Annotated in this window: 12 protein-coding genes; 11 read left to right on the top strand and 1 reads right to left on the bottom strand. The window is 34.0% G+C overall.

Going from position 1 to position 15,604, the window contains the following annotated elements; genetic code table 11:
• Nucleotides 1-170 precede the first annotated feature (170 nt).
• From HMPREF2586_RS03020 to HMPREF2586_RS03010, 3 genes are all read left to right on the top strand, one after another.
• Complete coding sequence (locus HMPREF2586_RS03020) at nt 171-1,556, top strand: MFS transporter (protein WP_070812627.1); 1,386 nt, start codon at nt 171-173, stop codon at nt 1,554-1,556.
• 271 nt (nt 1,557-1,827) lie between these two features.
• Entirely contained in the window at nt 1,828-2,361 is a 534-nt protein-coding gene (locus HMPREF2586_RS03015; protein ID WP_046206741.1) for a methylated-DNA--[protein]-cysteine S-methyltransferase, read from the top strand.
• 165 nt (nt 2,362-2,526) lie between these two features.
• Nucleotides 2,527-4,086, top strand: coding sequence for a BCCT family transporter (locus tag HMPREF2586_RS03010; protein ID WP_070037317.1), 1,560 nt, complete (start codon nt 2,527-2,529; stop codon nt 4,084-4,086).
• A 236-nt stretch (nt 4,087-4,322) separates the two neighbouring features.
• On the opposite strand, the gene HMPREF2586_RS03005 is transcribed toward HMPREF2586_RS03010, so the two are convergent.
• Nucleotides 4,323-5,495, bottom strand: a complete 1,173-nt coding sequence (locus tag HMPREF2586_RS03005; RefSeq protein WP_070657994.1) for a hydroxymethylglutaryl-CoA synthase — start codon at nt 5,493-5,495, stop codon at nt 4,323-4,325.
• Nucleotides 5,496-5,597: 102 nt separating this feature from the next.
• Here HMPREF2586_RS03005 and HMPREF2586_RS03000 point away from each other — a divergent pair, with 102 nt between their 5' ends.
• From HMPREF2586_RS03000 to HMPREF2586_RS02965, 8 genes are all read left to right on the top strand, one after another.
• On the top strand, nt 5,598-6,752 hold the full coding sequence (locus HMPREF2586_RS03000; protein ID WP_070657993.1) for a thiolase family protein: 1,155 nt from the start codon (nt 5,598-5,600) through the stop codon (nt 6,750-6,752).
• Nucleotides 6,752-8,032, top strand: a complete 1,281-nt coding sequence (locus tag HMPREF2586_RS02995; protein WP_070657992.1) for a hydroxymethylglutaryl-CoA reductase, degradative — start codon at nt 6,752-6,754, stop codon at nt 8,030-8,032. Before HMPREF2586_RS03000 ends, HMPREF2586_RS02995 begins: the two co-directional genes overlap by 1 nt.
• A gap of 196 nt (nt 8,033-8,228) precedes the next feature.
• A complete protein-coding gene (locus tag HMPREF2586_RS02990) occupies nt 8,229-9,203 on the top strand; it encodes an SMP-30/gluconolactonase/LRE family protein (RefSeq protein ID WP_070812626.1) in 975 nt (324 codons plus the stop codon).
• Nucleotides 9,204-9,631: 428 nt separating this feature from the next.
• Nucleotides 9,632-11,092 (top strand): Na+/H+ antiporter NhaC, encoded by a 1,461-nt coding sequence (gene nhaC, locus HMPREF2586_RS02985; RefSeq protein ID WP_075100103.1) that lies wholly within the window; start codon nt 9,632-9,634, stop codon nt 11,090-11,092.
• A gap of 246 nt (nt 11,093-11,338) precedes the next feature.
• Complete coding sequence (locus HMPREF2586_RS02980) at nt 11,339-12,214, top strand: cidABC operon transcriptional activator CidR (protein WP_046206747.1); 876 nt, start codon at nt 11,339-11,341, stop codon at nt 12,212-12,214.
• 356 nt (nt 12,215-12,570) lie between these two features.
• A complete protein-coding gene (locus tag HMPREF2586_RS02975; RefSeq protein ID WP_164987245.1) occupies nt 12,571-12,927 on the top strand; it encodes a CidA/LrgA family protein in 357 nt (118 codons plus the stop codon).
• On the top strand, nt 12,928-13,614 hold the full coding sequence (locus HMPREF2586_RS02970; protein ID WP_046206749.1) for an LrgB family protein: 687 nt from the start codon (nt 12,928-12,930) through the stop codon (nt 13,612-13,614).
• An 81-nt stretch (nt 13,615-13,695) separates the two neighbouring features.
• Nucleotides 13,696-15,438 carry a pyruvate oxidase gene (locus tag HMPREF2586_RS02965; protein ID WP_046206750.1) on the top strand — a complete coding sequence of 581 codons (1,743 nt, stop codon included), beginning with the start codon at nt 13,696-13,698 and terminating at the stop codon, nt 15,436-15,438.
• The last annotated feature ends 166 nt before the right edge of the window (nt 15,439-15,604 follow it).

Genomic DNA, 15,604 nt, shown 5'->3' with positions numbered 1-15,604 from the left:
CAGAAAATTCATAATAATCTGCGGTCAATATCCCCTTTTTCAATAAAACAATGGTAATATTTTAATTATATGTATTTTTATAAATTGTATTATCACTGATTGCAATTTTCAGATTTGTAAAATACATGAATGAATATATCGTTATTAACATTGAAATAGGGGATGTTTTTATGACAGTGAAAATAGAAAAAGTTTCAGGTAGTAAGTTATTAACTGGCATTGTTTTATCTATATTAACATACTGGTTATTTGCCCAAGCATTTTTAAATATTGGACCTAAAATACAAACTACTTTTGATGCGAGTCCGGATATCGTAAATATTTCAGTGAGTCTAACCTCATTTGTAACAGGTGTATTTATGGTAGTAGCTGGGAATATATCAGATAAATTTGGTAAAGTGAAATTGACGAGAATTGCTTTAGTGTTAAGTATTGTTGGTTCTTTGATGTTGATTGCTTCAGGAAATGTTGTAATGCTACTACTTGGTCGTATTGTACAGGGACTTTCTGCAGCGATTATCATGCCAGCCACAATTTCTATAGTGAACGATTTTTTTGATGGTGATGATAGACAAAAGGCACTCAGTTTTTGGTCAATCGGTGCATTTGGTGGTACTGGGTTATCTTCCTTTTTTGCAGGAGCACTGGCTACATTTATTTTTTGGCAGTCTATTTTTATATTATCGATCATATTATCAATTGTAGCTTTAGTTTTACTGCGCAAATTACCAGAAAGTCGTATTAATAAAACAGAAACGAGCCCGTTTGATTATATCGGTTTAATCATTTTTATTATTATGATTGGTAGCATTAGTTTTGTCATCACGCAAGGCTATAAAATAGGTTGGTTAAATGCTGTAACAGTAATCTTATTTGTCATATTTTTAATTTGTATATACATATTTTTCAAAGTAGAACGTGTCAAAAAGGTGCCGTTTATCGATTTAGATTTATTTAAAAATAGGCCTTATATTGGTGCCTTTTTAGCTAACTTTTTATTGAATACCGGTGTAGGTGTGATTGCTTTATTAAATATGTACGTACAATCCGGCTTGAAATTAACAGCTTTCCAAGCAGGATTGTTAACTTTACCTTATTTAATTTCATTATTGCTAGTCATTCGCTTAGGTGAGAAGAGTATTAAAAGATTTGGTGCAAAACGCGCAATGATTATTGGCCCAATATTTACTGGCTTAGGTGTATTAATGTTCAGTTTGACATTTTTTGATACTACGCTTTATGTTGTTGTAGCGCTAATTGGTGCTATATGTTTTGGTGGCGGTACAGGATTATTTGCGACACCAGCTTTAAGTACGGCGGTTTCTACGACTCCACCGGAAAAAGTAGGTGTTGCTTCAGGGATTTTTAAAATGGGATCTACATTAGGCGGTGCATTCGGTATAGCAATTATGACTTCTATTTTTACTGGTATAATTCAAAGTGGTCATAGCATACACATTGCAGCGGGTGTAGGTTTTATCATGGGGACTTGTTTAGTATTATGTGGTGTATTAGCAAGTGCACTTGTTATACCAACACGGAAAGTGAGTCAGTGAAGGGTATTTCGTTTATTAATCGCTAGGTTGAGTCTGATATTATGATTCGTTCCACGCCTTTTTTTACTAAACATGTGAAATGGAGTGATTATGAGGAATATATATCATGACAAAATGTTGTTAATAAGTATAACTAATCTTGTTGCTACACAATGACTTAAAGCGCGATTACCGTGTTTTTCTATCATGACTTGTATCAACTGTATCTATTTTACATTAAAATATAAAAGGATTATGATAATCACAAAATATACTAGAAAGAAGTGGTATGATGCACTATAAAACATATTATGAGTCACCGATTGGTCGGATTGCACTTACGTCAGATGGTGAAGCAATTACAGGCTTGTGGTTACCGAAACACGATGATTTCGAATCAAATTATGACGAGGCATTAACAGAAGCGGAATTACCAGTTTTTGAAAAAGTTATTAGTTGGCTCGATAAATATTTTTCAGGAAATAACCCGAAAATTGATTTTGCACTGAAACCTATAGGAACCGAATTTAGAGAGCAAGTTTGGGATGTTTTATTGAAAATACCATATGGAGAGACTGTTACTTATGGTGAAATTGCTAAAGAAATAGGTATTAAAAGAAATAAGCCAAATATGTCTTCACAAGCAGTTGGTGGTGCGGTTGGTACAAATCCGATTTCTATTATAATTCCATGTCATAGAGTCGTTGGAAAAAACGGCAGTCTTACTGGATACGGTGGTGGCATTGATACAAAAATAGAGTTGTTGAAATTGGAAAAAGTAGATATGCAACCGCTTTACAGACCAAAATATAGTACGAAACCTTAAGCGTAAATTTGCGCATGACTGAAAATTATTGTAAATAAATATTATTATTTTATACATTTTGTATTTTTTATCAATAAAATTTTCTGAAAATATAAAGTTGTTTCTCTTGCTCAGTGTGTTATCCTATAAAACGTCTTTTTTATTATTATTAGAGGGGTGGAAAATTTGGATAATACAAAAAAGTCGTTTTCTAGTGTGTTTATTTATTCAGCACTAGTCGTAGGCTTATTAGTAGTTATTGGAGCTATTTTTCCAGCTAAATTTGGAGAAATTACTGGTGTTATTTCTTCTTGGGTGACGAAAACGTTTGGTTGGTATTATATGTTACTGTATACAGTGATTTTAGGTTTTTGTGTATTTTTAGTATTTAGTCCTATTGGAAAATTGAAATTAGGCAAACCAACAGATAAACCGGAATTTCATACAGTATCTTGGTTAGCGATGTTATTCAGTGCAGGTATGGGCATAGGTCTGGTGTTTTATGGTGCTTCAGAACCGATATCACATTATTTAGCACCGCCAACAGCTGATCCTGAAACGAAAGAAGCGATGGCACAAGCCTTTAGGTCTTCTTTTATTGATTATGGATTTCATCCTTGGGCAGTATATGGCGTAGTGGCATTAGGTTTGGCATATTCTCAATTTCGTAAAGGAGAAAATGGTTTAATTTCTAGAACGCTAAGACCAGTGTTGGGCGATAGAGTAGATGGCCCAATTGGTGTCATTGTTGATGTTTTAGCTGTATTTGCAACTATTATTGGTGTTGCGGTTTCTTTAGGTGTAGGGGCAATACAGATAAACGGTGGTTTAAATTATTTATTTGGTGTGCCGAATAACTCTGTTGTTCAAGGAATTATTATTGCTGTAGTTACCGTATTATTTTTATATAGTGCATGGAGTGGCTTGAGTAAAGGTATCCAATATTTAAGTAATTTAAATATGTTTTTAGCAGCATTGTTGCTTATTGTTATCTTTATTGTAGGACCAACCGTATTGATATTAAATATGATGACAAGCGGTACTGGTGATTACCTTAATTCACTGATTTTTAATAGTTTAGATGTAGCACCATTAAATGAACAAAAAGCTGAGTGGTTGAAAAGTTGGACGATTTATTATTGGGGCTGGTGGATGAGTTGGAGTCCATTCGTGGGTATATTTATTGCGAGAATCTCAAAAGGTCGTAGTATTCGCGAATTTGTAATTGCCGTATTAGGCGTACCAGTTGTGATTAGTATTATTTGGTTTAGTGCTTTTGGTGTAACTGGTATAGATGTTGGACAAGCTCATAGCGAGATATTTAAAATGCCACCAGAAACGCAATTGTTCGGTATTTTTAATGAGTTACCATTTGGTTTTGTATTATCAATTATTGCGTTAGCATTAATTGCTTCATTTTTTATCACTTCTGCAGACTCTGCAACCTTTGTGCTAGGTATGCAAACTGCATATGGTACATTGAATCCTTCAGGATTTATCAAAATTGTATGGGGACTTGCATTAGCAGCGATCGCTTACGTATTATTACTAGCTGGTGGTGACACTGGACTAGATGCATTACAATCAGCGGCAATTATTTCTGCTTTACCGTTTAGTTTTGTCGTTATCTTAATGATGATTTCCTTATATAAAGATGGAAATGAAGAGCGTAAATATTTAGGGTTATCGTTACAACCTAAAAGAGAGATTGAAACACAAGATTTAAACGAAACAAATCGTGATTAATTCTTATAGAAAATTTCAACATAGTGACTTTAATATGATAAAAGAGGATGCCTTTATGTAAGTGAAGTAAAAGGCATCCTCTTTCTTTTATATAAAAAGACCCGTAAGTGAATATTAAAAATTCATTTACGGGTTTATAAATAATCATTGATGTTAGATAAAGTTATTCAGATATAGACCTTTTTATGTCATTAATCATTCTGAATAAAGTGAGATAAGATTAAGTGAATTGAAACTTAATTTAATGTATTATAATTACGAATATGATCATTGATACTTTCGAGATAGAAAATACCTTTTGTTTCATTTGCTAGCTCAACATCATGGTCAAATTCAAGGTTGTCGAAACGTTTGAAAAATGTTTCATATGTGTCAACAGAGATTTCTGTACGATGATTTAATAGATTTTTATGTTTTTCTATATCAAGCGCATCTTGATAACCTTCCACTAATTTACCGCTAAAGAATTCACCAACAGAGCCTGAACCATAGCTGAATAGACCAATTGTATCACCAGCGTTTAATTCGGTATGTGTTTCTAATAATGAAATTAAGCTCAAGTACAATGACCCAGTATAAATATTACCTACATAACGGTTGTAATAAGTTGCCGCGTCATATCCAGAAGTTAATCGTTCTTTAGTTTCTGTGTTGATATCTTCAGTTAAGATAGAATCAAGTGCTTTTTTACCCATTTTAGTAAATGGCACGTGGAAACATAATGATTTAAATGTATCTAGTGTAGTATTATATCTACGTGCATATTCATTCCAACTTTCTTGAAATGAGTGGATATAGGCATCTTTTGATAATGCACCATCCACAAGTGGATACGGTTGTCCACTTGGACGCCAAAAATCGTATACATCTTCTGTAAATGCAACTGCGTCATCATTTAGTTCAAGAATACGTGGGTTTTGTGTTATCATCATAGCAACTGCACCTGCACCTTGCGTTGGCTCACCGCCAGATTCTAGGCCGTAGCGCGCAGTGTCACTAGCAATAACTAAAACTTTTTCATTGGGACGGCTAGCGATATAATCTTTCGCTAATTGAATTGCAGGCGTTGCAGCGTAACAAGCTTCTTTCATTTCAATACAACGTGCGAATGGTTGAATACCTAAAAGATTATGTATTTGAACTGCAGATGCTTTAGCAGAATCTATAGCAGATTCAGTTGCAACAATAATCATGCTAATTTGTTTTTTATCATCTTCAGAGATGATTTCTTTGGCAGCATTGGCACCCATAGATACAATATCTTGGCTCATTGGGCTGACTGCCATTTCATTTTGCCCAATACCAATAAGAAATTTATTTGGGTCAACTTGACGAGATTCGGCAAGTTTAGCCATGTCTACATAAAAATTTGGAACATAAAAATTGATTTGATCAATACCAACTGTCATAAAGTGTATCGACACCTTTCTTTAATAAATAAGCAATTGTATCATATCAAATCACATGTATAAAATACAATGATTTACCACATGTTCAGAAGGAGAATAATAATGAAAAAAATAGCAATCGTAAGTGCCAAGCGGACACCTATAGGAAAATTCAGAGGAAAATTAAGTAATTATACTGCAGTAGAATTAGGTACAAAATCGTTAGAAGCTGCAATGTCAGCAATTAATCTCAAACCTGAAATGATAGAGCAGGTCATTTATGGCAATGTACTTCAAGCTGGAAATGGTCAAAATCCTGCGCGACAAGTTAGTATCAACGCAGGTGTACCTAATACTACACCTGCGATGACTATTAATGAAGTCTGTGGTTCAGGATTGAAATCGATTATATTAGGCAAACAACAAATTCAATTAGGTGAAGCAAAAGTAGTAGCAGTAGGCGGCATTGAAAGTATGACCAATGCTCCCCAAATATTACTTAATGAAGATGCAGCGCCAGTAGAAAGTTTTATGCATGACGGTTTAACTGATGCATTTCTAAATGTACCAATGGGCATTACTGCAGAGAAAATAGCAGAAAAATATAATGTTACACGAGCACAACAAGATGAATTTGCGAATGACTCGCAACATAAAGCGGCACAAGCTTCCAGCTCAGGTAAATTTGATAATGAAATTGTTCCCTTAACAGATAGTGAAGGCCAATTAATGACAGCAGATGAAGGTATTCGTGGAAATAGCAGTGTTGAAAAATTAAGCACATTAAAAACAATATTTAAAGAAGATGGTACTGTCACAGGAGGGAATGCTTCAAGTATCAACGATGGCGCATCAACAATTATTTTGATGGATGTAGATTATGCAAAACAAGAAGGATTTGAAATTATTGCAACATTAGGTGAACACGCGGAAATTGGCTGTGATCCTGCCTATATGGGGTACGCACCGTACTATGCAGTGACGGAATTATTAGCAAAAGCTAAGAAAGATATAAATGATATTGAAGTTGTAGAAATGACAGAAGCATTTGCTGCTCAAAGTATACCGGTTAAAAATAATTTGGGGATACATCCTGATAAGCTTAACTTATACGGTGGTGCTATTGCTATAGGTCATCCTATAGGTGCGAGTGGAACGCGGTTGGTGACAACTTTAGTGAATATCTTATCGCAAGAAAATAAACAAAATGGTATTGCAACTGCATGTATTGGTGGCGGTTTAGGTATTGCATTATATGTAGAAAAGGGGGATGCATGATGTTACCATTAGGCAAAGATTTTCGTCATTTATCACGTGAAGAAAAGTTAAACTGTCTAGTCGAATATGGTTGGTTGAATAAAGAAAATCAGGATATGTTATTAACACATCCTTTAATTCCAGAAGAAATAGCTAACAGTTTAATTGAAAATGTGATCGGTCAAGGTGCATTACCTGTCGGATTACTACCTGAAATTATTGTAGATGACAAATCATATGTTGTTCCAATGATGGTTGAAGAACCTTCTGTTGTTGCAGCTGCAAGCTATGGTGCAAAATTAGTTAATGAAACAGGAGGTTTTCATGTCATCGCTAGTGAGCGGTTAATGATTGGACAAATTGTTTTTGATAACGTAAAGGATACCCAACGGTTATCTCAAAATATTAAAAATCTTGAACCAAAAATTAAGCAAATTGCAGATGAGTCTTATCCCAGTATTATTAAAAGAGGTGGCGGTTATCGTCGAGTTGAAATAGATACTTTTCCTGAAGCACAGTTAGTATCACTCAAAGTATTTGTAGATACGAAAGATGCAATGGGCGCTAACATGTTAAATACAATATTAGAGGGGATTTCTGCATATTTAAAAACAGAAATTGAAGATGTAGATATATTGATGAGTATTCTTTCTAACCATGCCACTGCTTCTGTGGTTAAAGTACAAGGCGAGATAGATGTTCAATCACTATCGAAAGATGGACGTGACGGGGCCAAAGTAGCACATAGAATGGAAAGGGCATCTGTGTTAGCGCAAGTAGATATTCATCGTGCAGCAACACATAACAAAGGTGTTATGAATGGTATTCACGCAGTTGTCTTAGCTACAGGTAATGATACACGCGGCGCCGAAGCCAGTGCTCATGCTTATGCGAGTAAAGATGGACAGTATCGAGGCATAGCTACTTGGCAATATGATGCATCACGTCAAAAATTAGTTGGTACGATTGAGGTTCCAATGACATTGGCAACAGTTGGTGGAGGGACACGTGTATTACCTATTGCACGTGCTGCCTTAGATTTAATGAAAGTTGACTCGGCACAAGAACTTGGTCATGTTGTAGCTGCAGTTGGTTTAGCTCAGAACTTCGCTGCATGTCGTGCACTTGTTTCAGAAGGTATTCAAAAAGGTCATATGAGTTTACAATATAAATCATTAGCAATTGTCGTAGGTGCTCAAGGTGACGAAATTACGAAAGTCGCTGAATTGTTAAAAGAAAAGCCGAGCGCAAATGCGGCTATGGCAGAACAGATTCTCAATCAAATGAGAGAAGCACATTAGTAATTAAATGATGTTTTTATAATAGGTGTAATCGTGTCTTTAAAACATTTTATATGAAAGGCGGAGTGATGATACATTGTTTTCATTACTCCGTCTTTTTGTACAATCAATCATTATGAATTAAACTATAAATATTTTATTTTGGGATTTGAGTTCAATATAATATAAATGAAAAGATTAAAAGAAATGAGGGAATATGATGGGCAATAATATACCGGCATTATCATATGATTACACGAATCATTCTGTGGTGCCACTTTTAGCATCGGAACAAAGCCTACAAACAATTACTGCAGAACCGTGGCTGGAAATTTCAGATGAAGGATTACAATTAGAAGGGTTATGCTTTAATAGAAATGGAGATTTAACACTTTGTGAAGTATTTGGTGGAACTATCTTTCACGTGACTTTACCAGACAAAAAAGTCACTCAGCTTTTTAAATCACATAAAGAAAATCCTGCAGCTGTTAAAATCCATAAAGATGGAACACTATTTATTTGTTATTTGGGTGATTTCGAACGTTCGGGTGGCGTGTTTGCGGTTAATGCTGAAGGAAAAGCAGAAGAAACGATTGTGTCAGACATTGATACAGAATACTGTGTGGACGATTTAGTGTTTGATAGTAAAGGTGGATTTTATTTCACTGATTTTAGAGGATACTCTACAAATCCTAAAGGTGGTGTATATTATGTTGCGCCAGATTATAAATCCATAACGCCTGTGATTCAAAATTTAGCAGTTGCTAATGGCATAGCTTTAAGTACTGACGAAAAAACACTATGGGTAACTGAAACAAATGCGAATCGATTACATCGCATTGATTTACTAGAAGATGGCGTGACCATTGCGCCATTTGGCGCTTCTATACCTTATCATTTTACTGGCCATGAAGGGCCAGATTCATGTTGTATAGACAGTGATGATAATTTATATGTTGCAATGTACGGACAAGGCAGAGTGTTAGTGTTTAATAAAAAAGGTTATCCTATTGGACAAATTTTAATACCAGGACGTGATCAAGGGCATATGCTTCGTTCAACACATCCTGCATTTATTCCAGGTACGGATCAATTAGTGATTTGTGCCAATGATATTGAACAAGGTGGCGGTTCTTGGATTTATACAGCAAAGGGATTTGCAAAAGGTCATCATAGCTACCAGTTTCATTAAAGTAAGATAAAAAAGCGTTTTAAGTCATTGAGTGGGACAAGAATCTCGATTTCTTAAAAAGGTTTCGTCATCTCATCGCGACAAGAACAACAAGCATTAAACAAAGCATAAAGTGATTAACTGAGCTAAAGTACATGTTTAACTCCTACTAACTTAATGACTGACAATATGAAAGTCTGGGACGAATCAACGTCGTCCCAGGCTTTTTCAGTATACACTACCTTTGTTAGTAGTTTTTATATATTAATTATGTAGAAATCATAGCATTAAATTGTTAATTGAAGTTTATAAACACAATCGTAAGGCGAGGTGTTTTGTTAATTTTAAGTATAACAATAAATTAATTGAGATAAAATTCATTAAAAATTTATAAATACACTATTGAAAGCGCATACATTTTTAAGTATGATATAAATTAACAAAGGTAGGTGTTTGCTATTTTAAAGTCAAAAGATAAGCATAATGATGAAAAACAGGATTTAAAGAAGCCGTTAGGAGTTACGTCGGCAGTTGTTACATTGTCAATTATGATTATTACTATGTTAATAACTGTGGCGGTATTAGAAAAAGAACCTCATATACCATTAATGATAGGTACTGCGGTAGCGATTATTGTGACAATGCTACATGGTTATGAATTTAGTGAAGTAGAAGAAATGATGTACAAGGGTATACGGCATGCGTTGCCAGCGATTGTTATTATTATACTTGTAGGTTTAGTTATTGGTTCATGGATTGGTAGTGGTGTTGTAGCAACGATGATATATTATGGACTACAATTAATAGATCCGCGGTATTTTTTAGCAGTTGTAGTTATATTATGTGGTGTCGTAGCGTTAGCGATTGGAAGTAGTTGGTCTACAATGGCGACTGTTGGTGTAGCTTCAATGGGGATTGGAGTTAGTATGGGGATTTCTCCTGGTATGGTTGCTGGTGCAGTCATTTGTGGTGCTTATTTTGGGGATAAGATGAGCCCATTATCGGATACAACAAATCTTGCTTCAGGCTTATCTGGCGTTGAATTATTTGAACATATTAAGCATATGTTCTATACAACTATTCCGGCAGTAATTATTGCATTAATTGCATTTTTCTTTATTGGTATGCAGTATGGCAATAAAAATTTTGATACGAAACGCATCGATGCAATTCTTAGCACTATGCAAGATAATTTTGTAATTTCACCATGGTTGCTGTTAGTACCTTTAGTAGTTATTGTATTGGTCACGTTCAAAGTCCCAGCGATACCAGCCATTTGCGTCGGTATTATATTTGGTTTTTTTGCTCAAATTTTTGTGCAAGGTGGAACAATAACAGAAGCGCTGACAGCTTTGCAAACAGGATATACGATTGAATCAGGTAATAAACTTGTAGATGAATTATTTAATCGAGGCGGATTAGAATCAATGTTTTATACGATTTCATTGACCTTAGTAGCGATGACTTTTGGTGGTGTGCTGGAATACTCAGGCATGTTATCTGCATTGATTTCAGTGATTTTAAAAGTAGCGAGAACAACTGGTTCATTGATTGCATCAGTCATTGTTTCTTGTATTGGTACTAATTTTACATGTTCAGAACAATACATATCTATCATTGTACCTTCTAGAATGTATGCGAGTGCTTTTAAAGACAAGGGTTTACATCCTAAAAACTTATCTAGGGCATTAGAAGATGGTGGAACGTTGACGTCAGTATTCGTTCCTTGGAACACGTGTGGCGTATTTATTGCATCAACGCTAGGCGTATCGGTAATGGAATATGCACCATTTGCTATTGTGAATTACACTGTTCCTATAATTTCAGTCATTTTTGGCTACATTGGTTTTAAAATAATTAAATTAAAAGATTCAGATAAGGCGCATACAGATAATATTAACTTAGCTTAATTTTTTGAATTTTATAAAAATTAACCATTTAATCTAAACAGAGGAGAAAACAAGTGAAACTTACTTGTTTTCTCCTTTTATAGTGAAATTTAGCACAAAAATTTGATCACTCGAGTCACTTTAGCTTGTCAACGTGTTAATCATGCTAATGTTCCAAATGATGAATTGATTTAAAAGATTGAAAAAAAGATATTTAACCGTATACTAGGATATACAAATTGAAGTTTAATATAGAGGAGCATATATATGGATATTAAACATATGAAGTATTTTGTGGAAGTCGTAAATCAACATGGTATGACAAATGCATCTAAATCATTATATATCGCCCAACCAACAATAAGTAAAGCGATTAAAGACATTGAAAAAGAATTGGATATGCCACTGTTTGATCGAAGCAAACGCCAACTTGTACTAACAGATGCTGGCTCAGTTTTTTATCATAAAAGTAAAGAAATCCTATCTTTATACAAAGATTTACCTAAAGAAATTAATAGTCTACTAGGTTTAGAAACAGGTCATATTAGTATTGGTTTGTCTGCAGTCATGAATATGAATAAATTTATACATATTTTAGGTGAATTCCATCAACAATATCCTAATGTAACTTATAATTTAGTGGAAAATGGTGGCAAAATGATTGAACATCAATTAATTAATGATGAAATTGACATCGGTATTACAACTTTACCAGTAGACCAGTCTATTTTCCATTCGTTGCCGTTATATCAAGAAGAGTTGAAATTAGTTTTGAATAAAGAACATCGTCTTGCGCAATATCAACAAGTGAAAATGAGCATGTTAAAAGACGAAGACTTTATCCTTTTTAATGAAGATTTTTACTTGAATGATAAAATTATTGAAGCAGCAAAGAATGCCGGTTATATACCTAATACAATATCTAAGATTTCACAATGGAACTTTATTGAAAATCTGTTAAATGCTCATCTAGGTGTCAGTATTTTACCGGAAAATATCGTAGGTTTATTAGACAGTGACTTTAAAAATATAACACTTGAAGATCCAGGCATGAGTTGGGAATTAGGTGTGATATGGAAACGAGATAAATATTTAAGTTATGCAACCAGGCAGTGGATAGATTTTATGAAACAACGTTTATAAAAGAAGTAGATAGGCGCTACGTACTATTTGTGGGAGTAGTTTGGGAATCAAAAGAATGTTTTGTTTTCAAACCTATTCCCGCTATTTTTTAGCTGTAAAAACCGATACTTAAAAAGTCATTTGAAAAGATACATCGAAAAATAGTCGATCTAATTAATAGGTTATAGCTATTTGGAATATGTAAAATCGCTTTCATAGAAAATAATAATAGGTATTATGAAAAAACAATATTTTTATTATATTTAATGGCGCGTTATACTTAGTCATGTAATCAACAAAGTAGTTAAAAGTCAGCAGTTCAAAAGTATTAAAAAGGGTGATGAGTATTGCAGGTAGCGCTAAAGATTGTCAAAATTATGTTTCAAGCATTAATTATTATGGGTATTACTTTTATTGGTAATAAAATTCAAATGATTTTTGATATTCCGATTGCAGGCAGTATTGTTGGATTAATTTTATTTTTCTTATTACTGCAATTTAAAATTATTCCGACAAAATGGGTAGAAGAAGGCTCTAAATTTTTCTTAGCTACCATGGTATTTTTCTTTGTTCCATCTGTCGTAGGTATTATGGATGTCGCTAGTATGATTAATATTAATTTTGTTTTATTCTTTATCATGATTGTTCTAGGCACATGTTGTGTTGCTTTAATTTCAGGTTTTATTGCTGAAAAAATGGTTAAAGCTGAACAATACGGGAATGGTCAAGATTAGATGGTACTTCTAAAAGCATTGTTAATGATACTATTGACAGTTTGTATGTACGTTGGAGCAAAAAAATTACAATTTCAATACCGGAGCCCATTTTTAAACCCTGCCCTTATATCATCGATTGGAATTATCGTTGTATTATTATTATTTAACTTAGATTATCAACAGTACATGGTCGGTGGTAAGTGGATACACCAACTATTAAATTGTACAGTTGTAACATTAGCATATCCACTATATCAAAATCGTCATAAAATATTAGCTAATGGTAAAATTATATTTAGCAGTGTAATTACAGCAGTAATTTTGAACTTTGCATTTGTTTATGTCATATTAAAAATGTTTGGTTATTCAAAAGAAGTTATTGTTACGATGTTGCCAAGATCAATTACAGCTGCAGTAGGTATTCAGGTATCTCACCAAATGGGTGGTGTTGATGCCATAGCAGTGTTATTTATCGTTGCAACTGGTTTAATCGGGAGCATTTTAGGTGCATATTTGATTAAGTTCGGAAGATTTAAAACTTCTATTGCAAAAGGCCTAACTTTTGGTAATGCATCACATGCTTTTGGTACAGCTCAAGCACTTGATATTGATTTAGAAGCAGGCGCGTTTAGTTCAATTGGAATGATTTTGACTGCATTATTAAGTTCAATCGTTCTCCCGATACTCATAATCTTTTTATATTAAGCAATCGTGTTAAAGCACAGTATTAACTATTTTAAGGGATAATAAATAAATCGTTAAAATTTGGAAGGAGCAATTTTTACAATGGCAAAAATTAAAGCAAATGAAGCATTAGTAAAAGCATTACAAGCATGGGAAATAGATCATTTATATGGTATTCCAGGAGATTCTATAGATGCAGTAGTAGATAGTTTAAGAACTGAAAGAGATAATATTGAATTTGTTCATGTGCGTCATGAAGAAGTAGCAAGTTTAGCAGCTGCCAGTCATACAAAATTAACTGGTAAAATTGGTGTTGCATTAAGTATCGGTGGACCAGGTGTCGTTCATTTACTTAATGGTATGTATGATGCCAAAATGGACAATGTGCCTCAACTTATTTTAGCAGGACAAACAGATAGTACAGCACTAGGAACAAAAGCATTCCAAGAAACAGATATCAGTAAAATGGTAGACGATGTGGCAGTCTATAATCGTCAAATCTCTGAAAATGATAAAGATATATTTGGTATTGTTAATGAAGCTATTCGTACAGCTTATGAGAAAAAAGGTGTTGCAGTTTTAATTCTGCCAAATAACCTATTGACAAACAAAGTGAAAGATACAACAAATACACCAGTGGACACTGCGCCACCAGCACGTATTGCACCAAAACCACGTAGCATCAAAAAAGCTACTAAGTTGATCAACAAAAGTAAACGTCCAGTTATGATTATTGGTACTGGTGCTAAACATGCTAAAGATGAAGTGAAAGAATTTATTGAAGCGGTTAAAATTCCTTCAATCATTACTTTACCAGCAAAAGGTATCTTAGCTGATGCACACCCATATAATTTAGGTAACTTAGGTAAAATTGGTACTAAAGTATCTTATCAAACGATTCAAGATGCTGATTTACTAATAATGGTAGGTACAAACTATCCTTATGTTGACTATTTACCTAAGAAAAATATCAAAGCAATTCAAATCGATACAAATCCAGAAAATATTGGACATCGTTTTGACGTAAATGCTGGTATTATTGGTGATAGTAAATTAGCATTGCAACAATTAACAGATAGTGCTAAACATGTGAAAAATCGTGACTTCTTAAATAAAACATTAGAAAGAAAAGCGACTTGGGATTCTTGGATGGATAAAGATAAAGCAGATGAAAGTTCACCAATTCGTCCAGAACGTCTAATGGATGCAATCAACCAAGTAAAAACAGATGACGCGATTTTCTCAATCGATGTCGGTACATCTACTGTTTGGTCAACACGTTATTTAGATCTAACAGTGAATAATAAGTTTATCGTTTCTAGTTGGTTAGGTACGATGGGCTGTGCGCTACCAGGTGCATTGGCAGCAAAACGTGCTTATCCTAATCGTCAAGTAGTTGGTATAGCAGGCGACGGTGCATTTGAAATGGTAATGCAAGACTTTGCAACAGCAGTTCAATATGATTTACCAATGACTATATTTGTTTTAAACAACCAAGAATTATCATTTATTAAATATGAACAACAAGCTGCTGGAGAGTTAGAATATGCAATTAACTTCACTGACATAGACTTAGCGCAATTTGCTGAAAGTTGTGGTGGTGTTGGTTATACACTTAAAGATCCAAATAGAATTGATGAAGTCGTAGAAGAAGCAATGGCTCAAGATAGACCAACAATTGTCAATGTTTATGTTGATCCAAATGCTGCACCATTACCTGGTAAAATTGTAAAAGATGAAGCTATTAACTATGGTAAATGGGCATACAGATCTATTACAGAAGATAAAAAATTAGATTTAGATGAAATTCCACCAATGTCAACAGCTGTCAAACGTTTCTTCTAAATCATTATAAATAAAAGATTCAGAGACTTTAATTTCTCAGACTAAGATTAAACGCCAATTCCTATTGAAATATGATAGGAATTGGCGTTTTTTGCTTTGTAAAGTTTTGTATCAAGTTGCGGCCGGATTTTAATAAATACAAAGTGATTTTGTAGCGTGCTGACGC

Source organism: Staphylococcus sp. HMSC034G07 (assembly GCF_001835975.1).
GTDB classification, from domain to species: Bacteria; Bacillota; Bacilli; order Staphylococcales; family Staphylococcaceae; genus Staphylococcus; species Staphylococcus ureilyticus.
Note: the sequence above shows the minus strand (reverse complement) of the source record. Positions and strands in the feature narration are given on the sequence as shown.

Excerpts from the sequence above, each read along its gene's own strand:
- HMPREF2586_RS03020 (WP_070812627.1), top strand. The coding sequence starts at position 171 with ATGACAGTGAAAATAGAAAAAGTTTCAGGTAGTAAGTTATTAACTGGC.
- HMPREF2586_RS03015 (WP_046206741.1), top strand. The coding sequence starts at position 1,828 with ATGCACTATAAAACATATTATGAGTCACCGATTGGTCGGATTGCACTT.
- HMPREF2586_RS03005 (WP_070657994.1), bottom strand. The coding sequence starts at position 5,495 with ATGACAGTTGGTATTGATCAAATCAATTTTTATGTTCCAAATTTTTAT.
- HMPREF2586_RS03000 (WP_070657993.1), top strand. The coding sequence starts at position 5,598 with ATGAAAAAAATAGCAATCGTAAGTGCCAAGCGGACACCTATAGGAAAA.
- HMPREF2586_RS02995 (WP_070657992.1), top strand. The coding sequence starts at position 6,752 with ATGTTACCATTAGGCAAAGATTTTCGTCATTTATCACGTGAAGAAAAG.
- HMPREF2586_RS02990 (WP_070812626.1), top strand. The coding sequence starts at position 8,229 with ATGATGGGCAATAATATACCGGCATTATCATATGATTACACGAATCAT.
- HMPREF2586_RS02980 (WP_046206747.1), top strand. The coding sequence starts at position 11,339 with ATGGATATTAAACATATGAAGTATTTTGTGGAAGTCGTAAATCAACAT.
- HMPREF2586_RS02975 (WP_164987245.1), top strand. The coding sequence starts at position 12,571 with ATGTTTCAAGCATTAATTATTATGGGTATTACTTTTATTGGTAATAAA.
- HMPREF2586_RS02970 (WP_046206749.1), top strand. The coding sequence starts at position 12,928 with ATGGTACTTCTAAAAGCATTGTTAATGATACTATTGACAGTTTGTATG.
- HMPREF2586_RS02965 (WP_046206750.1), top strand. The coding sequence starts at position 13,696 with ATGGCAAAAATTAAAGCAAATGAAGCATTAGTAAAAGCATTACAAGCA.